This is a genomic window from Bradyrhizobium cenepequi, from assembly GCF_020329485.1.
Lineage (GTDB): Bacteria > Pseudomonadota > Alphaproteobacteria > Rhizobiales > Xanthobacteraceae > Bradyrhizobium > Bradyrhizobium cenepequi.
Genome location: NZ_JAGKJI010000009.1, coordinates 26,700 through 48,615, shown reverse-complemented (window position 1 = coordinate 48,615; position 21,916 = coordinate 26,700). Strand labels below are relative to the sequence as shown.

38 protein-coding genes and 1 tRNA gene are annotated in these 21,916 nt (G+C 60.0%); 38 read left to right on the top strand and 1 reads right to left on the bottom strand.

Features of this window, described 5'->3' with window-relative positions; all coding sequences use genetic code 11:
- Positions 1–135 precede the first annotated feature (135 nt).
- The 37 genes from J6497_RS12945 (at position 136) to J6497_RS12765 (ending at position 20,740) form a co-directional block, all read left to right on the top strand.
- The gene (locus tag J6497_RS12945; RefSeq protein ID WP_225704653.1) at positions 136–1,215 is read left to right on the top strand and encodes an endo-1,4-beta-xylanase; all 1,080 of its coding nucleotides are present in this window, start codon (positions 136–138) and stop codon (positions 1,213–1,215) included.
- A 94-nt stretch (positions 1,216–1,309) separates the two neighbouring features.
- Positions 1,310–1,810, top strand: a complete 501-nt coding sequence (locus J6497_RS12940) for a hypothetical protein (protein ID WP_225704652.1) — start codon at positions 1,310–1,312, stop codon at positions 1,808–1,810.
- Positions 1,807–2,040 carry a hypothetical protein gene (locus J6497_RS12935; RefSeq protein WP_225704651.1) on the top strand — a complete coding sequence of 78 codons (234 nt, stop codon included), beginning with the start codon at positions 1,807–1,809 and terminating at the stop codon, positions 2,038–2,040. The genes J6497_RS12940 and J6497_RS12935 overlap by 4 nt, the downstream gene beginning before the upstream one ends.
- Before the next feature lie 138 nt (positions 2,041–2,178).
- Positions 2,179–2,361, top strand: coding sequence for a hypothetical protein (locus J6497_RS12930; RefSeq protein WP_225704650.1), 183 nt, complete (start codon positions 2,179–2,181; stop codon positions 2,359–2,361).
- A 137-nt stretch (positions 2,362–2,498) separates the two neighbouring features.
- Entirely contained in the window at positions 2,499–2,654 is a 156-nt protein-coding gene (locus J6497_RS12925) for a hypothetical protein (RefSeq protein WP_225704649.1), read from the top strand.
- Between the two features lie 3 nt (positions 2,655–2,657).
- On the top strand, positions 2,658–3,203 hold the full coding sequence (locus J6497_RS12920; RefSeq protein WP_225704648.1) for a terminase small subunit: 546 nt from the start codon (positions 2,658–2,660) through the stop codon (positions 3,201–3,203).
- A complete protein-coding gene (locus J6497_RS12915) occupies positions 3,088–4,758 on the top strand; it encodes a hypothetical protein (protein WP_225704647.1) in 1,671 nt (556 codons plus the stop codon). Before J6497_RS12920 ends, J6497_RS12915 begins: the two co-directional genes overlap by 116 nt.
- A gap of 988 nt (positions 4,759–5,746) precedes the next feature.
- Positions 5,747–5,953 (top strand): hypothetical protein, encoded by a 207-nt coding sequence (locus J6497_RS12910; protein WP_225704646.1) that lies wholly within the window; start codon positions 5,747–5,749, stop codon positions 5,951–5,953.
- Between the two features lie 115 nt (positions 5,954–6,068).
- Positions 6,069–6,144 (top strand) — tRNA-Thr (locus J6497_RS12905).
- A 367-nt stretch (positions 6,145–6,511) separates the two neighbouring features.
- Positions 6,512–7,045: a hypothetical protein gene (locus tag J6497_RS12900; RefSeq protein WP_225704645.1), complete on the top strand. Its 534-nt coding sequence runs from the start codon at positions 6,512–6,514 to the stop codon at positions 7,043–7,045.
- A gap of 1 nt (position 7,046) precedes the next feature.
- Entirely contained in the window at positions 7,047–7,469 is a 423-nt protein-coding gene (locus tag J6497_RS12895) for a hypothetical protein (RefSeq protein ID WP_225704644.1), read from the top strand.
- Complete coding sequence (locus tag J6497_RS12890) at positions 7,462–7,920, top strand: hypothetical protein (RefSeq protein WP_225704643.1); 459 nt, start codon at positions 7,462–7,464, stop codon at positions 7,918–7,920. The genes J6497_RS12895 and J6497_RS12890 overlap by 8 nt, the downstream gene beginning before the upstream one ends.
- Positions 7,917–8,258 (top strand): hypothetical protein, encoded by a 342-nt coding sequence (locus tag J6497_RS12885; protein WP_225704642.1) that lies wholly within the window; start codon positions 7,917–7,919, stop codon positions 8,256–8,258. The genes J6497_RS12890 and J6497_RS12885 overlap by 4 nt, the downstream gene beginning before the upstream one ends.
- Positions 8,255–8,554, top strand: coding sequence for a hypothetical protein (locus tag J6497_RS12880; RefSeq protein ID WP_225704641.1), 300 nt, complete (start codon positions 8,255–8,257; stop codon positions 8,552–8,554). Before J6497_RS12885 ends, J6497_RS12880 begins: the two co-directional genes overlap by 4 nt.
- Complete coding sequence (locus J6497_RS12875; RefSeq protein WP_225704640.1) at positions 8,551–8,712, top strand: hypothetical protein; 162 nt, start codon at positions 8,551–8,553, stop codon at positions 8,710–8,712. Before J6497_RS12880 ends, J6497_RS12875 begins: the two co-directional genes overlap by 4 nt.
- Positions 8,705–8,935, top strand: a complete 231-nt coding sequence (locus J6497_RS12870) for a hypothetical protein (protein WP_225704639.1) — start codon at positions 8,705–8,707, stop codon at positions 8,933–8,935. The genes J6497_RS12875 and J6497_RS12870 overlap by 8 nt, the downstream gene beginning before the upstream one ends.
- Entirely contained in the window at positions 8,926–9,306 is a 381-nt protein-coding gene (locus J6497_RS12865) for a hypothetical protein (protein ID WP_225704638.1), read from the top strand. Before J6497_RS12870 ends, J6497_RS12865 begins: the two co-directional genes overlap by 10 nt.
- Positions 9,303–9,479, top strand: coding sequence for a hypothetical protein (locus J6497_RS12860; RefSeq protein WP_225704637.1), 177 nt, complete (start codon positions 9,303–9,305; stop codon positions 9,477–9,479). Before J6497_RS12865 ends, J6497_RS12860 begins: the two co-directional genes overlap by 4 nt.
- A gap of 249 nt (positions 9,480–9,728) precedes the next feature.
- Positions 9,729–12,287, top strand: a complete 2,559-nt coding sequence (locus J6497_RS12855; protein ID WP_225704636.1) for a portal protein — start codon at positions 9,729–9,731, stop codon at positions 12,285–12,287.
- Positions 12,288–12,482: a hypothetical protein gene (locus J6497_RS12850; protein ID WP_225704635.1), complete on the top strand. Its 195-nt coding sequence runs from the start codon at positions 12,288–12,290 to the stop codon at positions 12,480–12,482.
- Positions 12,483–12,674: a hypothetical protein gene (locus tag J6497_RS12845; RefSeq protein WP_225704634.1), complete on the top strand. Its 192-nt coding sequence runs from the start codon at positions 12,483–12,485 to the stop codon at positions 12,672–12,674.
- Between the two features lie 18 nt (positions 12,675–12,692).
- Positions 12,693–13,163 (top strand): hypothetical protein, encoded by a 471-nt coding sequence (locus tag J6497_RS12840; protein WP_225704633.1) that lies wholly within the window; start codon positions 12,693–12,695, stop codon positions 13,161–13,163.
- Positions 13,160–13,411 (top strand): hypothetical protein, encoded by a 252-nt coding sequence (locus tag J6497_RS12835; RefSeq protein WP_225704632.1) that lies wholly within the window; start codon positions 13,160–13,162, stop codon positions 13,409–13,411. Before J6497_RS12840 ends, J6497_RS12835 begins: the two co-directional genes overlap by 4 nt.
- On the top strand, positions 13,408–13,611 hold the full coding sequence (locus J6497_RS12830) for a hypothetical protein (RefSeq protein WP_225704631.1): 204 nt from the start codon (positions 13,408–13,410) through the stop codon (positions 13,609–13,611). Before J6497_RS12835 ends, J6497_RS12830 begins: the two co-directional genes overlap by 4 nt.
- An 8-nt stretch (positions 13,612–13,619) precedes the next feature.
- Positions 13,620–14,036, top strand: coding sequence for a co-chaperone GroES family protein (locus tag J6497_RS12825; RefSeq protein ID WP_225704630.1), 417 nt, complete (start codon positions 13,620–13,622; stop codon positions 14,034–14,036).
- A gap of 14 nt (positions 14,037–14,050) precedes the next feature.
- A complete protein-coding gene (locus tag J6497_RS12820; protein WP_225704629.1) occupies positions 14,051–14,998 on the top strand; it encodes a hypothetical protein in 948 nt (315 codons plus the stop codon).
- Between the two features lie 9 nt (positions 14,999–15,007).
- Positions 15,008–15,562 (top strand): hypothetical protein, encoded by a 555-nt coding sequence (locus J6497_RS12815; protein ID WP_225704628.1) that lies wholly within the window; start codon positions 15,008–15,010, stop codon positions 15,560–15,562.
- Positions 15,563–15,785: 223 nt separating this feature from the next.
- The gene (locus J6497_RS12810) at positions 15,786–16,412 is read left to right on the top strand and encodes a hypothetical protein (protein WP_225704627.1); all 627 of its coding nucleotides are present in this window, start codon (positions 15,786–15,788) and stop codon (positions 16,410–16,412) included.
- A 51-nt stretch (positions 16,413–16,463) separates the two neighbouring features.
- Positions 16,464–17,348 carry a phage major capsid protein gene (locus tag J6497_RS12805; RefSeq protein WP_225704626.1) on the top strand — a complete coding sequence of 295 codons (885 nt, stop codon included), beginning with the start codon at positions 16,464–16,466 and terminating at the stop codon, positions 17,346–17,348.
- Between the two features lie 3 nt (positions 17,349–17,351).
- Entirely contained in the window at positions 17,352–17,588 is a 237-nt protein-coding gene (locus J6497_RS12800) for a head fiber protein (protein WP_225704625.1), read from the top strand.
- Between the two features lie 19 nt (positions 17,589–17,607).
- Entirely contained in the window at positions 17,608–17,862 is a 255-nt protein-coding gene (locus J6497_RS12795; RefSeq protein WP_225704624.1) for a hypothetical protein, read from the top strand.
- A gap of 86 nt (positions 17,863–17,948) precedes the next feature.
- Positions 17,949–18,278, top strand: coding sequence for a putative periplasmic lipoprotein (locus J6497_RS12790; RefSeq protein WP_225704623.1), 330 nt, complete (start codon positions 17,949–17,951; stop codon positions 18,276–18,278).
- Positions 18,279–18,280: 2 nt separating this feature from the next.
- A complete protein-coding gene (locus tag J6497_RS12785; protein WP_225704622.1) occupies positions 18,281–18,574 on the top strand; it encodes a hypothetical protein in 294 nt (97 codons plus the stop codon).
- 47 nt (positions 18,575–18,621) lie between these two features.
- Entirely contained in the window at positions 18,622–18,879 is a 258-nt protein-coding gene (locus J6497_RS12780; RefSeq protein ID WP_225704621.1) for a hypothetical protein, read from the top strand.
- A gap of 4 nt (positions 18,880–18,883) precedes the next feature.
- Entirely contained in the window at positions 18,884–19,567 is a 684-nt protein-coding gene (locus J6497_RS12775; protein WP_225704620.1) for a hypothetical protein, read from the top strand.
- 7 nt (positions 19,568–19,574) lie between these two features.
- Positions 19,575–20,267 carry a phage adaptor protein gene (locus J6497_RS12770; RefSeq protein WP_225704619.1) on the top strand — a complete coding sequence of 231 codons (693 nt, stop codon included), beginning with the start codon at positions 19,575–19,577 and terminating at the stop codon, positions 20,265–20,267.
- Positions 20,264–20,740 carry a hypothetical protein gene (locus tag J6497_RS12765; protein WP_225704618.1) on the top strand — a complete coding sequence of 159 codons (477 nt, stop codon included), beginning with the start codon at positions 20,264–20,266 and terminating at the stop codon, positions 20,738–20,740. Before J6497_RS12770 ends, J6497_RS12765 begins: the two co-directional genes overlap by 4 nt.
- A 2-nt stretch (positions 20,741–20,742) precedes the next feature.
- Here the strand turns inward: J6497_RS12765 and J6497_RS12760 are convergent, their stop codons facing one another.
- Positions 20,743–20,889, bottom strand: a complete 147-nt coding sequence (locus J6497_RS12760) for a hypothetical protein (protein WP_225704617.1) — start codon at positions 20,887–20,889, stop codon at positions 20,743–20,745.
- Between the two features lie 254 nt (positions 20,890–21,143).
- On the opposite strand from J6497_RS12760, the gene J6497_RS12755 reads away from it, so the two are divergent.
- On the top strand, positions 21,144–21,860 hold the full coding sequence (locus J6497_RS12755; protein WP_446479925.1) for a phage adaptor protein: 717 nt from the start codon (positions 21,144–21,146) through the stop codon (positions 21,858–21,860).
- Positions 21,861–21,916 lie beyond the last annotated feature (56 nt).

Here is a 21,916-nt window from a genome sequence, read left to right as displayed (position 1 = left end):
TCCATCGGTTGGGGCCGTGCCTCGTTGTTGATGGATGTAGGTATAGGATGAAATATCCTATAGGGCAATACGTCCTATAGTAACTAGTTCGTGAGGCGAGCAATGCTCGGCCGTCGAACGCTTGTAGCGCGGCGAATGAGCCGCGAGAGGAAAAGTAAAATGGACAGCTTGAACGCAACTGCGCTCACCAAGGGAATGATGTTCGGCGCCGCTGCCGACACTCCGACGCTTTCGGATGCCAGCTATCAGGCGCTCTATTTGCAGCACTGTGGTCTCATCACAACCGACACAGCGCTGAAATGGTCGCGCGTGCGCCCAACGCGGGACATGGTCCCGGTGTGGACGAATGCGGATAGGCTGATCGATTTCGCCCTGGCGAACGGCATCAAGGTGAAGGGCCATAACCTCGCCTGGAACGAAAGCAATCCGGCGTGGCTGTGGACGTCAAACACGACTGCGCCAGACTTCGGCGTGCTGAATGTCCCGGTCGATGAAGCCGCGGCGGACTTCGATAGGCATATCACCGAAACGGTGTCGCGATATGCCGGCAAAATCACTTGGTGGGATGTGGTCAATGAACCGATTGAGCCGGCCCACGGTCGCGCGGACTGTCTGCGGTCTAAAACCTGGTTAAAGGTTTTTGGTCCGTCCTATATCGAACGCGCATTCAATCTCGCGCACGCCGCTGATCCCAATGCAAAGCTGTTCATGAACGAACAAGCAATTGAGCGTTGGGGCATGGAAAAGAACCGGGTGGCGTTCCTCAATCTTGTAGATAGCCTGCTTGGCAAGGGCGTTCCAATCCACGGCATCGGCTTCGAAAGCCACATTATCAAGTGGACCGGCGGCGTTTCGCATGAGGGCATCATGTGGCTGCTCGGCGAGTTGCAAAAGCGCAATCTCGAAGTTCACATTTCCGAGTTCGATGTCAGCATGTTCGGCGGCAGCAATGGCGCGCTGGATCACAGCGTTACCGACCCGACGGTAATTGACCCGTTTGTGGCGGCGTTCGCGCGTCCCTACATTCGCGACGTGCTGTCGTTCTCGAACGTCAAGGCGTTCATCTCCTGGGAGTTGTCCGACAAGTATTCGGACCTTCGGCTGGATCAACAGCGGCCGACGCTGTTCGATGAGAATATGCAGCCCAAGCAACTCGCGCTCGAAGTCGAGTCGGCGATCAAGGATCGGCAGGCCTCATGGCTGCCGCGGTTCTGATCGTAACCAGATACTCAGTTCTTTCGCGTATCGAACAGAGAGCTAAGCAGCGGTGTCGTTTGGAGAAATCGAACTCTCTCAACTTGAGAGTTCGTTGATAATCGCGACGCTGGAAACCAACTTCGAGTTCTGGGCGCAGCAAATGAATATGCGGCTTCGTGAATTGGAGAAGGCGCGGCAATCCGTTCCGACCGATGCGGCCAAGGGCGCGATTGCCTCGCTTGCGGCGTCCATACAGGCGCCCGTCGTCCCGCCGGCAACAGAACAGCCGGCGCCAACCCAAGACGCTCCGGCGCCCGTCTCTGAGCCATCAACACCACTTCCGGATATGCCGTCGCCTATACAGGCGGCGGCTCAACCGATTCAGGTGAAACGAATGAGCAAGCTTTCCGATTTGCGCGACAAGATTGCAGCCTCACGAAAAGAGCGTGAGGCGCTTACCGGCAATCTGATGTCGCAGCATGAGGCGTTGGACGCGGAGGCCAAGGGAGTCCTGGCCGAAGTCAAAACCGATCTCGACAACACGAAAGCGGAAATCGAGGAACTGAAAGCCTCGCTTACGCCGAACACGAACGGGAACGGTGGGCCGGCATGATCGGGCGTTTCGACACGAATGGCGATCTTTGGATTGAGATTAAGCCGAACCTTTCCAATGTTCCGGCCTGGATGCTGAACGCATCGGGCTTTTTGGCTGTCCAGCATGCGCCGCCTGGGCGAGTAGAAATCAACCTGACGGCTTACATGCGCTCGGCTCGTCACCACAATTGGGTGAACCATGCCATGTATCCCGACGCGGCCGCAAACATCCCGGTTGGGCACAAATAAGGTTCGCTGCCCGATTTGCTTCCTCGATTGCGAGCAATTGACCGAGGGCGGAAACTGCTTCAGGTGCGAGGAGCGCAACGACAAGCGGCGGGATTTCGGCTGGATATTCCAGAAACTCAACTTCGGTCCGGAGCTACCATGAAGGCGACCGTCTCTCATATGTTCGACAAGAAATATTCCATCACGCTCTTTGCTGAGAATGATGAGGATAGCGCAACGCTGGAATCGATGTGCGGTCGGCCGGCGTCGGCTCTGGCCTATACGGTCGTTCATGATGAATGGACTGGTCGGGCATATCCGGAGCCGGCATCTAACCAATAACCCGTGAGAGAGCAGGGAGAGGCGAAACCCCGATGGGGGACAACAATGCCTCTCCCATTTCTCACTGAAAAGACTGAGACAAGATGAGCGCTCGGCAGGAATACGAACGCACAAAGGCTCTGCTCCAAAGGCCTGGAATGGCTGAAGCGCTCGGGCCGCTGATGGTCAAGAAGCTTCGCACCATGATGAGCCAATACGAGGCAACCGGCAAATGGCTCTCGAAAGCCGAATACGCTGCAAGTCTGGTCGAGGAAGAAGGAACGACCTTCCATCGCCGAAAGCGGAAAGTGTGAGCTATGCCCGTCCTCAAGAACGCAAAGCACGAAAGGTTCGCGCAGGAACTAGCGAAGGGAACGCCAGCGGCTAAAGCCTATGTAGAAGCAGGCTATAAACCTTCGAGCGGTAATGCAGCCACACTAAAGGCGACGCAAAGCATTTCAGAGCGGGTGGCTGAACTCCTGGCGGAGCGGGAAAAGGTCCACGCTCAAGCGACGGCTATCGCGATCGAGAAAGCGGCGCTTACCAAGGAATGGGTAATCGAGCGACTTCGAGAGAACGCTGAAAGGGCTTTGCAGGCGATACCGGCGGGCGAGAATGGGACTGGCGAGTATCAATATCAGGGCAGCGTTGCTAACCGGGCGCTCGAACTGCTGGGCAAGGAACTCGGCATGTTCATCGATCGCAAGGAAGTCGGCAAGCCGGGCGACTTCGCGGGACTGAGTGACGATGAACTTGATGCAATTATCTCGGGCGGAGAAGCTGCGAATAGCGGCGGCGATCGAGGAAAAGCAAGTCCGTCAGGACCGGCGCGCGTGCGCGGAAAGTCTAGCGACCTTCATTAAGCGCGGCTGGCATGTCGTCGAGCCTGGGCAGCCTTATGCCCACAACTGGCACATTGATGTGCTGGCCGATCATCTCGAAGCGATCTTTCTCAGTGAATGCGGTGAGGATTTAAGCGAGCATGGCTATCCGGAGGACTGCGAGCCGATAACGCGGTTCTTGGGCAATGTGCCTCCTGGCACCATGAAATCGCTGCTTACCTGCGTGTTCTTTCCCGCGTGGGTCTGGGGGCCGAAAGCAAAGCCCTCCAAGCGTTTCCTGGCGACGTCGCACAATGAGCGCAACGCGGTCCGCGACACGGTCAAGTGCCGTCGCCTGATTGAAAGCCGATGGTATCAACGGCGCTGGGGCGATCTCGTCACCCTGGCCGGCGATCAGAACACGAAAACCAAGTTCGAGAACACGGCGACGGGCTTCCGTCAGGGTGTGCCGTTCAAGTCTATGACCGGCGAACGCGCCGATTATGTGATCCTAGATGACCCGATGTCGGTCGACGACGCGCTGTCGGACGCTGAGCGCGAGTCCATCAACCTGACATTCCGCGAATCTCTGACAACGCGTCTGAACAATCCGGACCGTTCGGCTATCATCGTGATCATGCAGCGCTTGCACCAAGATGACACAAGCGGCGTGATCCTCTCGGCTCCCGACCAAATGGGCTATGAGCATTTGATGCTGCCCATGCGGTTCGATGCTGAGCGGCGCTGCAAAACCTCCATTGGCTTCCGTGATCCTCGGATAGAGGATGGCGAGTTGCTATTCCCGGCGCGCTTCCCGCTCTGGGTTGTCGACCGTGACGAAACGGTGCTCGGGCCAATCGCTACAGCCGGGCAAATGCAGCAATCGCCCGTCCCGCGCGGCGGTCAGATTCTAAAGCGGGAATATTGGCAGCTATGGGAAGCCGAGAAATATCCGGCCGTCGAGTTCATCCTGGCATCGCTTGACACGGCTTACGGTGAGAAAGAGGAGAACGACTTTAGCGCTCTGACGATCTGGGGCATATTCCGGGACAAGATGGACCGGCCGCGGGCCATGCTTATGTGGGGCTGGGCGAAGAAATGCGAGCTGCACGGCGTTCCCCTGGAAAAACTACCGGGCGAGACGAAAGCCGCATATGACAAGCGCTCCATGCCTTCCTGGGGCCTTGTGGAATGGGTCGCCTATTCCTGCCGGCGCTTCCGTGTCGACAAACTCCTGATCGAGGCCAAGGCAAGCGGCATCACGGTGGCGCAGGAAGTCCGCCGGCTGTACAGCGAAGATGGCTGGGCAATCGAGATGGTGACGCCGAAGGTCGACAAGGTCGCGCGTACACACGCTGTTGAGCCAACGTTCGCCGCTCGCATGGTATACGCTCCGGATTCCGAATGGGCGGAGCGCGTCATTGAATCGTCCGAAGTCTTCCCCAAAGGCAAGAACGACGACATTCACGATACGACGACGCAAGCGATCGGCTGGCTGCGTCGTCGCGGCTTCCTCCCGATGGATTTCGAGGTCTCGGCCGAACTGGCGCGGGCAATGGAGCACAAGTCCAAGCCAAAGCCGCTGTACGATACCTGACCACGAAATATTATGGCGACGTCTCACCGCGCCAGCGGAAGGAAGTTGCGTGAAATGCCGGTTCTCACCGATAAGCACATGAGGTCTCACCATGAAGCGAAAGCGACGGAAGTTCACGAAAAAGGACGCGCAGGCGTGGCTCGCTGGCTGGGAGTCCGTCCCCGGACAGGCCAATCCCTATACGTATCCGGATCATGCCAGATACTTTAACGCCGGCAGACGAGAGCGCGCGCGCGGAAAGCCGGAGTCGGTGTGGGACGTAGAATGGTGCCGCGCTCGCGCGGCTGGGTATCATGATCGGTTTCTCAATAAATCCCAAGAGGCCGTTTACTCGTGAGGTTTGACGTGTCCGCGCTCCATCTCCTGGCAAGCCAAGGCGTGGTTGCGGTCGACGATGACGGTACCGTGCGGCTGACTGCCAAGGCGTGGCGCGATGCGACCGCTGGCACGGCGTACGATGAACGGCCTATGCTGCATTTCATCGGCTTCAAGGACGATCGATATCACGCCGCGGTGCGGGCGTTCGGCCGTCCGGATTTCATTCACCGGTTTTGGGACGCTCGCGCTCGGGATGAGGTCGCGCCGGCCGATACTGTCGTGTTCTGGCCTGCGAAACGTCCATCGGCTTCCGTGATCCGCGGACCGAACCGGGCGAGCTGCTATTCCCGGCACGCTTTCCGGAATGGGTTGTCGACCGAGACGAGGAAATCCTCGGCCCGATCGCAACCGCCGGCCAAATGCAGCAATCGCCAGTCCCGGGCGCGCCCAAATCCTCAAGCGGGTTTATTGGCAGCCATGGGAAGCCGAGAAATAGACTACAATCGTAATCGTTTTCCCAAGACTGAAATAATGCGGCAGCGGAGCCCGTCCAATTTAGATGCAGCATACCAGCCACGGGAACCCAGCCAATGAAAATGAATCCTGCGGGCGGCGAATGGCATGAGACCACGCCGGGAGAGCGGTTGAGGCTTGCCCGAAAAGGTGTCATGTGAGCGCGGAACAGGACATCGCCGGCCCAATCATCGTGTGGACGGATAACGGCTGCGAGGGCTGGGCGCCGCGAAGCTTCGCAAGCCTTCTCGATGCGATCAAGGCCGGCGCTGTCGGGCCGGGAAGCGTGGTGACGTTGCATGTCGACGTCGCCACGCACGTGAGTGAGCCAATCGAGCCGTTTCCGCCGGTTCCTGGCTATTGAGATAAGTTCGGCGGCCGGAGACGTCCGGCTAGACGGCGTTGCGGTTCTCATTCGTGCGGTTGGCTCCCGCGTTGATGAATCGACTGTGGCGCGGCGTGACGCCGACGTAGCAATTGCCGGTGTAGCTGCAATGGTAGAGCAGCGACTTTGTAAGTCGAATGTCGGGGGTTCGATTCCCTCCGCCGGCTCCAAATTTATGCAGGGTTCAAATCCTGATCCTGCAATCACTTAGCCGGCGCGAAGTGCCGAAGTTATGCAGGGTTCAATTCCTGCCGCCGGCTCCATTCAATTAGTCCTCGGAAACCTCCCAAGCCCATAACCCTCGCGCAATTCAAATCTAGCGCAGGGGGTACTCCGTTCGGCTGGTGAGAGAGTCGGATTTCAGAAAGACAACCTCCGTCCCTGCGCGCGTCGGCATCGGCGTTTTTCATAGCGGTCAAGGTTGTGTGTCCCGTGTCGGCAAGGGTCGGGGCTGTAACTCTCACTTCAATTCAATGAGGAGAAGGCAAAATGTGTGGTGGTGGAAGTTACGCGCACGAACTGACTTTGGCGGAGAGGTTGAATCTGGCAACTGAAAGCCGCGACAAGTGGCGCGATAAGGCGAAAGCGGCGCTGGAGGAGTTGGCCGCTGTCCGGAAGACGCTCGCCGAATACGAGAACCGTGACACGCTTTCCCGGCAGGCGGCTCGGGCTCGGGCGGAAGCGATCGACAACGGCGAGAAGCCGGAAGGTGGGAGCCTGTCCGTCAATGATCTCTTGAAGCGGTACCAGCCGCATGAGGTCGAAACAATCAAGCGCGCTGAGTTCTTGGAATTGCAGCGGCTCGAAGCGGTGAAGAGGTTCGAAGAGGCGCCGAAGTCCACGGCGGAAGTGCCGGCAATATACGCCGCGCAGGCGAGCGCGGACAATGCCTATGGCGCGCAGGCGTACACCGGGCAGGCTGTCACGCCGGCTCCGGAAATCCTGTTGGCTCGGATGGTGATGGGCGATCTGGGAATCGCTGGCGTGAACGCGCAGGCGCTGCGGGTGTTCATTCGCACTCGCTGGGATCGCGTCGCTGTCCTGGCGCATCGCATTCATGAGGGGAAGTGAGATGGTAGATTCCCTCATTTCGGCGGGTCGGAAGTCTGCCGAGTCGCAAGGTTGGTATGCGGTCGATCTCGACGGCACGCTTGCATTCTATGACCATTGGCGCGGCGTCGACCATATCGGGGAGCCGATTCAGCCGATGGTCGATCGCGTCAAAATCTGGCTCGCGATGGGCAAGGACGTTCGCATATTCACGGCGCGCGTTGCGGATGAGGTGGAAGCGCCGGCCGCTCGAATGGCTATCGCGGCGTGGTGCTCGCAGCATATCGGAAAGCCGCTGGCTGTCACCTGCAAGAAAGACCGGTTCATGCTGCAACAGTGGGATGATCGGGCGATGCAGGTCATTCCAAATCAGGGGATTGCGCTCGCCGATCTGCTCACGCTGGCGCAGAAACTCCTCGCACAGAATGGGGCCGGGCATGCGTAAGCTGGTCATCACGTGCGACCATTGTTTCAAGACGCTGGAAGAGGGCGACGGCCACAAGGAAAACGTTACCTGCACTGTGAAGGCGGAGGGAGAAGCGCCGACGGTCTTTGGTCCGGTTGACCTTTGCGTGAAGTGCTTCGGCAACTCGATGCGGGCGGCGCGGTTCGCGTTCACTGCCGCTCCGCCGCCGGCTGTTCGTCCGGCTCCGCCATCGGGGCCGGTACCGTTCCCTGCGATCGGTGAAAGCGTGAAGCGCATTGACGCTTCGATGAGCGACATTCTGGAAGCTCTGAACCGTCAGAGCGTGGGCGGTACCGCAGAACGCGGGCTGAACTATGCCGCTGGCGGTCCGGTCGATCGCGCTGCCGCGGCGGCTGTCGGCGGTCCGTCTCCTGGCTACGCTGGCTCACGATCCGGGCAAACTCCCTCGTGCTCCGGTGACGTGCGATGAACGACAAGCCGAATACCTTCGCGATCTCGCGAACCGAATGGCGCGCGCTGTTCCTGCAAAACATACAGGAAATGGTTCACTTCGTCAGCGGTACCGATGTGCTCACGGCGGCCAATCGGGTTGCTCTGACGGCGCACCTTGACCGGCTCAAGATCATCGGCGCGGCGTGGTCTGTTGCGAGTTATGCGGAGGCTCCCAGCGCGTCAGCGCCGGCTGCTCCTGTCGATGTGCCTGCCGAAACGCCGGCCGCTCCTGAAGCCCCGCAAGCGCAGGAAAAGCGCAAGCCCGGATGGCCGAAGGGGAAGAAGCGCACCAAAAAGCAGGTGGTGCCGGAATGATCGTTGTTCGGGTTGAACTCCATAGCGCGATCACGGGCCGTATAACCGAACTCGCTCGGGCGCATATCTGCAACATCGGCGGTACCGCGACGAAGGGCAATTATTCGGTCTCGACGCTGCGCGGCCGCGATAAGGAAGCGTTCGATAGGCGAGTCGTGCAGCGGAGCGGCGAGGTCAGGGACTATCCGCGCCTCTCCGTTCACGTCTGGCATCTGGTCGCCCGCGCATTGATCGCGATGGGATACGCCGGCAAGGCCGAACAGGCGCAGCAATCCGATTTGGAGCGCGCGGGATGAAGCCGGCGGTGAAGGCTTTCCGCTGTCGTCACTGCGGAGCCTATCCGGAAATCGTGACGCTCAAGAACGGGGAACGGCAGGCGCAATGTGCCTGCCCTTCGTATTCGTGGCCGCGGTTCGCCGCTGTCGAGGTGAAAGAGGAGAAGGCAAATGGCTGACTTGAATTTCGACTTTCAGCGGCTCGAAGCTGTCCCGCCCATGAACAGGCTGAACGGTGAGGAAGCCGCGCTTGTGTTCGCGTTCGCGCAGGCGGCGGCGATGAAGCGGATTGCCGACGGCCTGGAATTGGCGGTCGCAACGATGGAAGCGATTAACGCTCGGCTCGAAGAAATCGGGGAGAAGCTGAGCAAGATCGCGGAAGCGGCTGAGGATTGGACATGAACCGGTGTTCCGATCTCTCTCGCGATCTCAACCCTGTTGTTAAGGCGATGGTTGGGCAGCATGTGCGCGGGCTGCGCGTGAAGCATGCAGGCCTTGTCTACAATCCGGCGACGGATGGCGTTTCCCTGCAACTCGTTGCGGAAGTCGCGGACCGTCATGAATTGTCCGCGCTTCATCCGGAGGAAGATGTTTCGCGCAAGCTGGCGAAGTTCTTCGGCGATGAGCCGCCGGCTCGGCAAGAGGAAACGGTAGGGGAAATGCAACAGCGTCAGGCGCGGGCGATGATGCGCCACAATGAGCATCTGTTGCTGGTTACGCGCGGGGCGAATTTCCGACAATTCTTCGGATCGAAACCAGTGAGGCGAAAATGAATGCTGGCGTTGTGAAGTGGCTCGTTATCGAAAACATAATCACGCTCATGATAATCGCGTTGATTGTGGTCGGCGTCGCGATTGCAACGCGCACTTGTTACGGGTTCTGGGCTCTGTTGCTCCTGTTCAACATGAACACGATCAGCACGGGCAGGAAGATGAAAGATGACTGACGCTGTGGTGCTGGTCTCGCTCTATCTGCTCTGTGTCGCTGTGGGCATCGGCTTGCAGCGGCTCGTTTCGCGGTTCCGAAAGCTGAAGTAATGGCAAATCCCTTCGCGCCGTCCGTCATTGCGTTCAATCGACGGGATGACGACAAGAATGCGCTGCCTCCCGCTCTCACTGTCGACCTCGGCGGCGAGAATGGCGGCGGCGTGTCGTTTCAAGATGGCGCGAAGGTCTCGGAACAGCCCGACGGGTCGGTGGTGATCGACCTATCGGGCGGCTCGGATTCGAATAAGCCGAAGGCCGATAAATTCAATTCGAATTTGGCCGAGTCAATTCCCGATGGCGAATTGAATAAGATTGCGACCGGATTGCTTGAAGGAATTGAGAGAGACGATCAATCGCGTTCTGAGCATTTGGAAATGCTCGCCGAAGGCATCAAGCTTCTCGGCCTGGTGATCGAGACTGCGACGGCAACGGCTGTTGAGTCGTCCGCGCCTCTCACCGGCATGTCGACCGTTCGCCATCCGCTGTTGCTCGAAGCTTGCCAGCTATTTCAAGCGAACGCGCTCGGTGAATTGCTCCCGGCCGCTGGCCCGGTCAAGATTCGCGACGACAAGCCCCGCACTCCGAAGCAGGCGCAAGCCGAAATGCTGGCGGAGATGATGGGGCACAATAACGGGCCGGCCTTGGATGGTGGGCTCAATCCGTTTGCTTCGCCCGGTGTGCCGTCCCCACCGTCACCGGGCGTTGGTGCTCCCGCCGGCAGTCCCCCGCCTCCTCCCGCTGCCGGCGGGATGCAGCCGCCTCCGCAAGCCGCTCCTGGCGCTCCGCCGATGGCTGGGCCTCCGGGTGCTCCGCCTCCCGGCGCGGCTCCCGCCGGGCCTCCTGGCGCTGGCGCTCCGCCTCCTATGCCCGTTCCTCCGCCGGTCTTGCCGGATGAAGAAGAGGAGCGCGACGAACTGGCGGACGCGTTCGAAAAAGACTTCAACCACTATTTGACGGTGGTGGATAAAGGCTGGGTGCCTGACTCGGATCAAATGTTCTTCAAGGTCGGCTTTGGCGGGCTCGGCGTGAAGAAGGTCTATCATGATCCGCTGAAGCGCCGGCCGCTTTCGCGTTCGATCGATATCGAGGATTTCATCGTCTCGAAGAACGTCAGCGATCTCGCCGACGCTGGCCGCATCACGCATCGTCAAAAGATGTCCAAATCGACCATGCGCCGCATGCAAATCGCTGGCGCGTATCGGGATATCAAGCTCGGCGAGCCGACGCAGCAATCCGATCAGCCAAATCAGGTTGACCAAACGAAGGCTGAAATCTCGGGCGTTCAAATTCAGACCGATCCTCGCGATTTGGATTACGAGGTATTCGAATGTTATTGTGAATTGGATTTGGACGAATACGCGCCAAAGCAATTCAAGGGCAAGGGCGTTCCGCTCCCGTATAAGGTCTCGATTGAGCGTTGGACTCGCCAAGTGCTGGAAATCAGGCGCAATTGGCGGGAAGATGATGAGCAGTGCCAAGCCAAGGAATGGTTTGTCGATTTCCCGTATATGCGCGCATTCGGGTTTTATTGCATCGGCTTATTGCATCTCCTGGGCAATACGACGAAAGCCCTCACGGCGCTGTGGCGCGAGTTCATTGATGCCGGCATGTTCGCCAATTTCCCGGGCTTCCTGTACCTCAAGGGTGCGGCCCGGCAATTGACGAACCAATTCCGCGTGGCTCCGGGCTCTGGCGTGGGCCTGGATGCGTCTGTCGACGATATCCGGCAGGCGGTTATGCCGCTGCCGTACAAATCGCCCGACGCGGCGTTCACGGCGTTCGTGCAGCATGTCGAGGAATTGGGCCAGCGGCTCGGCGGTACCGCTCAAACGGCGGTCGCGGAAGGGCGCGCGGATGCTCCGGTCGGTACCACGCTGGCGCTGATTGAGCAGGCGAGCAAGCCGGTCGGCGCCGTCAACAAGCGGCTGCATGCGTCGCAGGCGCGCGAGTTCGAGTTGTTGAAAGAGCGGTTCCGTGAGGACCCGGAAGCGTTCTGGCGCTTCAACCGCAAGCCGGCGATGCAGTGGCAAAAGGATCAATTCCTACAGGCGCTCGAAGAATACGAGCTATCGCCCGTGTCTGATCCGAACAATCCGACCAAGATGCACCGCATGGCGAAGGCGGAAGCCTACAAGGGCATGGTTACGTCCGCTCCGCAGGCGTTCGATCCGAAAAAGGCTCTCCTCAAGTACTCGGAGGAGATGGGGATTACCGGCGTCGAGGCGACGCTATCGCCGACGCTCGGTCAGCCGCAACAGCCGCAAATCGATCCGAACAAGGCGGCCGATGTCCAAGCCAAGATGGCCGATATCTCGCACAAGCAACAGAAAGCGCAGATAGACGCTGCGGCCAAGGGTCAGGCCACGCAAGCGCAGATGACGCTCAAGCATGCCGAATTGGCCGACAAGGAAGCCGATCGCGCGAACGATCTCCGGATTGCGCAAATCGAGGAATCGCAGGAACGGCTCCGGCTGGCGTCCACGGTCGCAATCCACGCTTCCGAGTTGGATGCGGCGGAGCGCGCGGCGAACGTGAAGATTGCCGGCGACACGGCGGCGCAGGCGCACGATCAGGCGCACGATATGGAAACGGCCCATCAAGCCCATGCCCATAAGATGCAGCAAGACACAGCAGCGCACCAAAGGGCTCAGGAAGCCGCTGCCGTGGCTCACGATAGGGCCAAGGACATGGCGGCACACAATGCCGCCCTGGCACCAAAGCCCGCACCGCAACCCGCCGCAAAGCCGGCAAAGAAGGCAGCAAAGTAAATGGCAAAGCATGCAGATGAAGCGCAAGACCGCGCTCTGTTCAATTCCATGTTCCCGACGGAAACGATCAAGGTCGATCCGGCCGTCAGGGATTCCGATCTGATCTTGCGGGGCGAGCCGAAGGGCTCGGTACCGCTCGAACGCACGATGGCAAAGCCGCGTGCTTATTCCCCGGCGACGAAAGGGCCAAAGTAAATGAAGGGTCAGCGATATGTCGGCGAGGCGCAGCGTCGCTCCGCCGAAGTGCGGCAGCAGATGAGCAACAAGAAGGGTTTCGCCAACGGCGGCCGCGTCAAGGCCTATCCGTCGATGGATGCCGGCGCGGGTTCGGGCGAGGGCCGACTCGAAAAGGGTCGCGAGTACGGCGCCAACGCCAAAAAGAAATAATCATCGAAGGGAGAGGCGATGATTACCCTGGATAGCGTCCCTGACGGGATGGATTACCAGCTCGTCACCACCGCTCTGCTCGGCGATGCGAGTTTCAGCGAGGTGGCGAAGTTCGAAAAGTCGGGATGGCGGCGCGTACCTCGCGAGCGCCATCCCGAATCCGTGAGCGACAACTCGGTGTGGCTCGAATACGGCGGCCAAGCCTTGATGGAGCGGCCGCAATACCTGACGCAGCGGGCGCGCGAGCATGAACGGGCGAAGGCTGACGCGCAGATTATCGACGCGATCGGCGGGCTGCATGATGCGGCCGCGCTCGTAGCCGGAGCGATCGGCGCGCAATCTGGCGTGATGGTCAAGACGCTCCGCGAGATTGATCCGAAAGCGCCGAAGAAGGCCGCCAAGCGGAAGCAGAACGCACGCGAGTTCATGACGCTGCATTCCTGGCGCTGCAAGAATTGGGCGCGGAATTTATTTGCGGGGCGGGAATGAGCAACATTGTCCCTATCAGGGATGGCGGGCCGGCTCTGACTGATATCCCTGGCATGCTGCGACGGATGGCCGATCAGGTTGAAGCCGGCGAGTTTGGCAAGGTAAGCAGCGCGATTTTGCTGATCCCGCAGGCGGATGGTTATCCGCTACTGTTCGGCTGGGGCGACATCGAAGGTCGGAATGATCCGATCATTCAATGCGAGATGGCAAAGCACTGGCTTGTCGAAAATATAACGGGGCGGAAATGAGCGCGAAAGTTCTGGATACGAAGTTGGCCGCGAGCGTCAAGGCCAAGGTTGACGCTCTCGATGATAAGACCGTGGAAGGGATGGCGGCAGGCAATCTTACCGATTGGGGCCAATACCAGCGCAGAGTCGGATATCGCAGAGCGATTGCCGATGTGCGTACCATCCTGGCGGAATGCTTGGAAGACGTGATGAAAGAGTGAGTGAGGCAATGCGTACAGCTACAGCAACAATTGACCGGCTTGCCGGCGCGGAAGATCAGCGGGCGGAAATTCTCGCCTCGGTCGGCGATCTGTCGAACGTCGAGGTTCTGCACAACAAGGTCTTGGTCGCGATCTATATCGAGCCGCGCAAGACTGCCGGCGGCATTATCCTGTCGGATTCCACGATCAAGGAGTCGATCTGGCAGGGGACCGTCGGACTTGTCCTGAAGAAGGGCAAGACCGCCTTCAAGGATGACGCCAATACCGATTTCCACGGTCAGGACGTGAAGCCGGGCGAATGGGTGGTGTTTCGTCCGGGCGATGCTCGGCGCGTCCAGATTCGAGGCGTCGACTGCCGCATGGTCGAGGATTCCTTGCTGGACATGGTCGTTGCCGACCCCAGCGTGGTTACCCATCGCGGCTAAGAGGAGAATGTGACATGGCGCTCCGCGCATTGAAGACTGACGAAGAAATCGGCGCTGTTCCGCTGGATCAGCCCGTATTGATCGAGCTGCCCGAAGGCATGACGCACATTGCGGCCGACGTCGATGTGCCTTCCGACAAGGGCAAGAAAGCCGCTCCGGAAACGGATGACGGCTCGAAGCGCTTGCAGGAACAGCTTGACGCTGCCCTGGCCGCGCAGAGGGCCGAAGGCGAGCGTGCCGCTCGGGCAGAGCGTGAGGCTGCACAGCGCCGCATGGAGGCTGACGCCGCCCGTGCGCGCGCCGAGTCGCTCGAAAAGGACGTCGTGACCGGCGGTCTGGCGGCGGCTCAGTCCGATCTCGCGGCGGCGAAAGCCGATCTCGTCCGCGCCGGCGAGGCTGGCGACTATGCGGCGATGGCGGACGCGCAGGCCAAGATTGGCCGTGCGTCGGCTCAAGTCCTGGCGCTCGAAGGCGGCGCGGCAGAGATTGCGGAGCGCAAGCCCGCTCCGGCGCCGGCTGCACCGCGGCAGGTGACGTTCTCCGAAAGCGTCCATGCGAATCCCGGCCTGATGCAGGCGGAAAAGGATTGGATGCTGCGGAACGAAAAGGCGTTCGGCGATGCCGATTTCAATCGCAAATTGGAAACGGCCTATCAGGGCGCAATGCTGAACGGTCTTGTGCGCGGTTCACAAGCCTATTTCGACCATATCGAGCGCGCGACCGGCCTCAAGGAAGCCGATGCGGGCCATGACGACGAAAGGGATGTCAACGTGTCACCTCCTGTCAGCCGGCGAGAGCCGAACGGCGATGGCAAGCGCAATTCGAGCCTTGTCGAGCTTGATCCGGAACAACGCGACATGGCGCGCCGGCTCGGCGTGACCGATGTCGAGTTCGCCCGGCAGGTCAAGCGGATGGAGGCCGATAAGAAGGCCAATCCGGAAAAATACTTCGTACAGCAGTAAGGAACCAACATGGCACGTACAGCAATTCGGAAGCCCGCCAAGGGCGTGGATGCGCCCGCCGGCGATGGTGTCGCCAAGCCGCACCACGGCAAGACGCGCCTCCGGAAGAATCAGGCGCAGAGTTCGGCGCTTGATCTCCCGGCCGATCTCATTGCCCGCATTCGCGAGAATTACGATGCGGATTTGCAGTGGGTTGTGGATCAGGTGCTAAACAAAGACGAACCCGCGATGCGGCAGGAATACGAAATCAACGCCTGGGAGCCCGTCACGACTGATATGTTCGACGGCGCTTTCGATGGCATGTACCTGCGCAAGGGCGTCCGCGGCGAAGTGCGTCACGCCGGCCTTGTCCTCATGTGGCGGCCGATGGATTTGACGCTCGAAGCCAAGGCCGAACAGAACGCGGCGCGCGTTGCCTCGCTGAAGGCGCAAGAGAAGATGATTAAGGGCGGTGCCGGCATTCCTGGCCTGTCCTCGGGCTTCGAGGCCAATCATCCGACGGCGGTCTCCAAGAACGTATTCAATCGAACGATTGAAGCGCCGATTGACGTTCCGACCGAATAACCGGTACAGTTTCATCGGTTGGCGTGGATCAGAGTCAGGATCACGGCCCGTACGCAGATAATGCGCCGTCATACGCGGGAGTTATGCCCCGCCGCCATTTGCTTCTTATTCATTATTCCCATCTATGACGGTTTAGACATTCTAATTGGGCACCGCGCTGGTGTTCTTTTCGCTCTAATTCGCGAGGGTCGCGAAGTGGAGATGGCAAAAGGACACTCCAATCGTGCCCAACGTTCTCGCTCCGAACGGCTTCCAGCAGTTCGGCCGTCAGGATGGCGGCTCTCCGACCGCTGGCCTCACCACTCGCAAAATCTTCGCTGCCTCTGCCAACTTCGCGACTCCGATTGGTCGCGGCGACCCGGTTGTGACCGATGGCGCGACCGGCGGCATCGTCATGGCTCCGGCTGGCGCGGCTCCCGCGCAGGGTCTCGCGGGCGTCTTCTATAGCTGCGAATACGTTTCGGCGGCTGTGGGCAAGCTGGTTTTCTCGCCGTTCTGGCCGGGTGGCGACAACACAATCGTTCCTGGTACCGATGTCATCGCGCATATCGTCGATGATTCGGATCAGCTTTTTGTGGCGCAGGTGGTCGGTGGCCCGGCAACTGATGCTCATGTCGGATCGGGCGCAAACCTCGCGGATGTCAATGCCCCGAACGTGTTTACCGGAGACAGCACCAACGGCGTTGCCCTTGATGGCGCGGCGCTGGCAAGTGCCGGCTTCCGTGTCGTCGGCCTTCTGACGGATTATGTCTCGCCTTCCGAACAGGCGATCGACGACTCGGCTCCCAACAACTTCGTGGTTGTCGCGCCCAACAATTGGGCCCGCAAGCAACTCGCTGGCGTCGCCTAAGCGATAGGAAAGGAATAGACCATGCCCGTCGCATTAGGCGCAATCCGCAACTTGCTTCTGCCCGGCCTGTGGGCCGTCACCGGCAAGTACGATCAGCTTCCGGCTGTCCGTAAGCAGATTTTCCGCGAGCGTCAGTCCAACATGGCGCTCGAACAGACAACCAGCATGCGCTATCTGGCGCAGGCGTTCGTGAAGCAGGAAGGTGGCACCACCTCTGCCGACAACGCCATGCGGCAGATGTTCACGTACAACCAGACTCACCTTGAACTGGCTGTGCTGTTCGCGATCACCCGCAAGGCGATCGATGACAACCTGTACAAGGCGGAGTTCGGCCCGGCCGTCATGGGCCTCAACGAGGCCTTCGACCGTACCAACGAGGCGTTTGCCGCGGACGTGTTCAACAGCGCGACCGTGTTCAACCCGGCGATTGGTGGCGACGGTCAGCCGTTGCTTTCGGCCGCTCACCCGGTCGACGGTGGCTCGTTCTCGAACCTCGCGACTCCAGCCGCGTCGCTGAACGAGACCTCGCTGCTCAACGGTCAGGTTGCCATCAACGCGAACTTCCGCGACAACGCCAACCAGCGCATGAACGCGAAGGCTCGCCGGCTGATTATCCCGCCGCAGCTTGAACCGACGGCCATCCGTCTGCTCAAGACCGAGCTCCGGCCTGGCACCGCGAACAACGATGTCAACGCCATCCTGTCGACTCAGGGCGGCATTCCGGACGGCTATCTGGTCTGGAACTACCTGACTTCGCAGTTCGCTTGGTTCTTGCAGACGAACCAGGACGGTCTCGTCTACATGAACCGCGTGCCCTACGAGACCGACATGATGGTTGAGTTCTCGACGGATAACCTCCTGGTCAAGGGCTACCAGCGCAACAGCTACTCGTACAACGAGCCACGCTCGCTCTACGGCTCCAACCCAACGAGCTAAGCGATGGCTGAACCGGTACACACACGCGTCGCCGATACCCCGCTGCATGCCGATCAGGGTTTCACGACGGGCGATCCGACCAATCCGACTCCCGTCGGTCCCCTGGCCGCGGCAACCACGGCGACGATCGGCGGCGTCAAGCAGATGGCGACGTTTGCCAACATCGGCGACACGCCGACACAAGCGGATTTCAACAACCTGCTCGCGGCGCTTCGCACCGCGGGCATGCTGGCCCCGTAATCAAGGAAAGGGACACACGATGTCTCGCGCACGACACAAGATGAAGAAGGCCGGCGGCGGCGAAGTCTACGCCGGTGGCGGTTCGAACGTCGCCAAAGAGGCGATGGAGAAGAAGCACGGCGGCCGGGTCTGGAAGGAAGTTGAGAAGCCGGAAGGCAAGAAGGCCAAGGCACGCGGCGACAAACGTCCGCGCAAGGCCAGCGGTGGCCGCGTCGGCTCCGACAAATCCCCGTTCTCCTCGGCGGCAACTCCGAAGCAGAACACCGAAGCGTAACCGCGAAAGTCCATGGAAAGTATCCCGACATAGGGAAGTGATCGGGGCCGCTTTCGAGCGGCCCTTTTCGCAAGGGAATGAGGAAAATGAAACATCTCGTTGTCGTGGGGCTCGCTGCCCTCTCGCTCGCCGGCTGCGCTGGTCAGCGCCCGTCATTCATGCCGACCGCGCAGGCCTCGCACTTCGTCGCGCCCGCTCCGGTCGTTAAGAGCGTCCGCAAGGTTCATGCCGTCAAGCCGGTAGTGAAAGCGCCAGTAGCGGCGAAACGCGCTCCCGCGCCCGTCGCGAGCCCGGCAAAGCCCGCTCCGACGGCGATCACGCCGAACGGCTCGCCGGTCACCGTCAACAAGCTCGAAACCCCCCGCTGGTACGATCGTTTTTGCGCTCGTTTCGGCCACTGCAAGAAAGGCTCGTAATCATGTTCGACCCCGCAGATATGTTCGCCGCTAACATCGGCTTTTGGATCGGCGGCCTCGTAGGCGGCGCGTTGGTCTGGCACTTCAAGAACTTCTTCGTCAATGTCGGCCGCAAGGTCGTTTCGTGGTTCAAGGGCCACAAATACCTCGTGACGGCGGCGGAGAACGATATCAAGGCGGCCGTTGCCGCTGTCGAGGCGAAAATCGCTGCGCTGAAGAACGACATTGCCGTGCTGAACAAGCCGGCCCCGATCGTTGTTGCTCCGCCCGCGCCGGCCGCGCCGGCCCAACAGTAAGGTGCCACATGGCAAATGGTGAACTGAGGCTCACGGTAGTACCGACCGTGGCCGCGGCGCCGGCAGTGCAGGCCGTTCCGGGTAATAGCCTGCGGAATTACCTGCTCATTCAGAATATCGGCGGCGATAACATCGTGGTCGGGTTCGATTCATCCGTCACGCCGGAGACTGGCATCATCTTGGCCCCTGGCGGCACCGCGGGCGGGCAGGGCGGTTTTTTCCTCTGGCAGGATGATTTCATTCCGTCGAATCCAATCTGGGTCTGCTCGATCAATCCGTCGAGCGTGGCGGTGCTTGAGGGCTGATGCCATGATGCGTCGTTTCTTCGTCTCTCTCGCGGTCGCGGTCGCTCTGACGATCGCGCCGGCATCCGCGCAAATCTTCCCGCCGGCTGGCGGTGGTGGTAGCAGCGGCGGTGGCGGTGGCGGCGGTGGCGGTCCGCCCTCCGGCACTGCCGGCGGCGATCTCGCAGGCACCTATCCGAATCCGACGGTTGCGGCGGTGCATGGTGCCGGGCTTACCGTCCCGGCTGCGGCCGGCGCCATCACATCGAATAGTGGTTCCGGCGCTTGGACGCATACGGGCGCTTTCACGACGAACGGCACGGTGAACATCAATCCCACCTCTGGCCCTACCAACAACAGCACCCTTATTCTTGCTGGCGGCAACGCTGCGAACCCGGTGGCTATTACAGCCGGCAGCACAAGGCCTGATTCTTCGATAAGGCTTGTGCCGAAGGGCGCCGGAGTCGTCACCATTCTTAATGCCACCTCTGCTAACGGTGGCATTATTCAGTTGTCTCCGACAACCATAGCAAACTTGGGGACGTGCGCGGCTACGGCTGACGCCGGCAAAATCGCGACGGTCAACAATGGACAGACTACGGCTAATGCCGGGTTTGGCGCGGCCGTAGGAACCACGACGGGGCCGGCGACGCGCTTTGTTGCATGCGCGTCGGAAGACGGCACCGCGTTCGCGTGGACGTATCACTGAGGCCATCATGCCAACGAGCGGCATCACGACATTCAGCCTGTCGAACGCCGGCCTTGCCGTATCCGCTTATTCGCGAATCCAGATTCGGCGAACGGCTCTGCTCGCCGAACACATGGAAGACGCGCGAGTCGAAACCAACCTGATGCTGTCCAAGTTCTCGAACTTGCAGCCGAACCTATGGACGGTCGATCTCGTGTCCGTGCCCCTCATTCAGGGACAGGTGACTTACGACGTTGACCCGTCCACGATTCAAATTCTTGACGCTTACATTTCGTTCGTCGGGCAGCCGGAAGGCGATCGGCTTATCTTCCCGATCTCGCGGACGGAATACGCCTCCTATCCCAATAAGATGGCGCAGGCCGTGCCCACGGTGTTCTGGTTCGATAGGCTCATCAACCCGACAATCACGCTCTGGCAGGCTCCCGACGCATCCAATGCGTATGTGCTGAACTACTACCGCGCGAGGCAAATTCAGGACGCAAACCTTCCTGGCGGCGAGATTCCGGAAGTGCCTTACCGCTTCCTTGACTGCATGGTGGCCGAACTGGCGCACCGTCTTTCGCGTATCTGGAAGCCCGAACTTGAAGCGGCCCGCAAGCAGGACGCGGCGGAGGCGTGGCACGTGGCGGCAACGCAGGACACGGAAAATGTGCCCATGTTCATTGTCCCACAACTCTACAACTACGTGAACAACCAATGAGCGGGCCGTGGCATCCATCGGGCCGGGCTCGGGTAAGCGCTCGGAAGCCGGAAGCGATTGGCGTCTGCCAGCGTTGCGGATTTTGGTACAATCGGGCCGAACTTGTCCCGCAATTCGAGTGGGCGGGAGTCCAGCTTCAAAATCAGGAACTCTACGTCTGCACGCGCACGTGTTACGACAAGCCGCAACAGCAACTCAAAACGATCATTATCCCGCCTGATCCGATGCCGGTTTACCGGCCGTTCCCCGAACCATTCTCGCAGGAAGATGTCACCACGCCAGTAGCGCAGACGTTCATTCCTGCCGCGGCCGCGATGCCGCCGGGCTTCGTAGGGCCGTCTACGCCGACAAATATCCCATCGTTTGCGCAAGGCCCGATGGTGCATCAATTCATCGCCGAACCTGTCGGAAATTGGGAAGCGGAGGAGGATGGGCCGCTTCCTGATCCGGCGAATCCGCACGGCGTTCGATGAATCTAGAGCAGGTAGCTCAATATCCATTCGAAGATCGACGCGACCACTGATGTCAGGACAAAAACAAGGCCGATCACAAAGCTGAAGCCGATCACAAAACGGAGGATCGATACTTTGCAGTCGCTCTCGTCGTCGTGATCGAAGTTCATATGAGTGGCTTCGGCGGGTGAGGGTGAACGCAGTCAGCGAAAATCTCGTCGACAGGACCGGAGCAAACGCGGGGCGCTGGGTTGTGGAAATAAATTAGCGCTGTCGTGCCTATGATCGCGAGCAGAAAAAAGAATGCTTCGACAAGTCGGGCCATGTCACCCGCCTCCACTTCCAAACTCTGCCCATTGGGCGGGGAGGCCTTTACGACAATGAGTCGTAGGAAATCAATTGGACTGAAATCACAGAGTCGAGAATGAGCTACACATACGACACTTGGGTTGCTGCATTGGCTGAAATGATCGTCGATGATCCGGCAAACCCGGATTTTCAGGCGCAACTGCCTTCGTGCATCGATTACGCCGAACAGCGCATCTATTCCGAGTTGGATTTGCTCTCGACGGTGGTCCGCACCGCGACGCACATTGCGGCGGCTCAGCGCGATTTCGCGCTGCCGACGCAGGGCGGCCGCTTCGTCGTGGTGAACGGCATCAACCTGATTACGCCAGCGAGCGCGCAAAACGCGAGCAGCGGCAAGCGGAATCAGCTTGTTCCGGCCTCGCGCGATTATCTCGATGCCGTCGGCGGCGATAACACTTTCATCGGCGTCCCGACGAACTACGCGATGATTACGGACCAAAATATCATCGTGGGGCCGGCGTGGCCCGATCAGCAGTATTTGCTCGAAGTGGTCGGCACGGTGCGCCCGGCTCCGCTCGATCCTACGGTGAACACTTCCACCTTCCTGACGAACTTTCTCCCGCAAGTCTGGTTTGCGGCCACGATGGTTTTTATGACCGGCTGGCAACAGAACTTCGGCTCGCAGAGCGATAACCCGCAAATGGCGCAGTCCTGGGAGTCGCAATACAAGACGCTGTCCGCCGCGGTGAATATCGAGGAGCAACGCAAGCGATACGCTGCGGGCGCCTGGGCGTCGCTCTCGCCGACTCCTGCGGCTACTCCGACTCGGTAACGGGACCGAAACGCCGGGTTGATAAATCCTGACTCGCGTGGGGACGCACTAGCTTC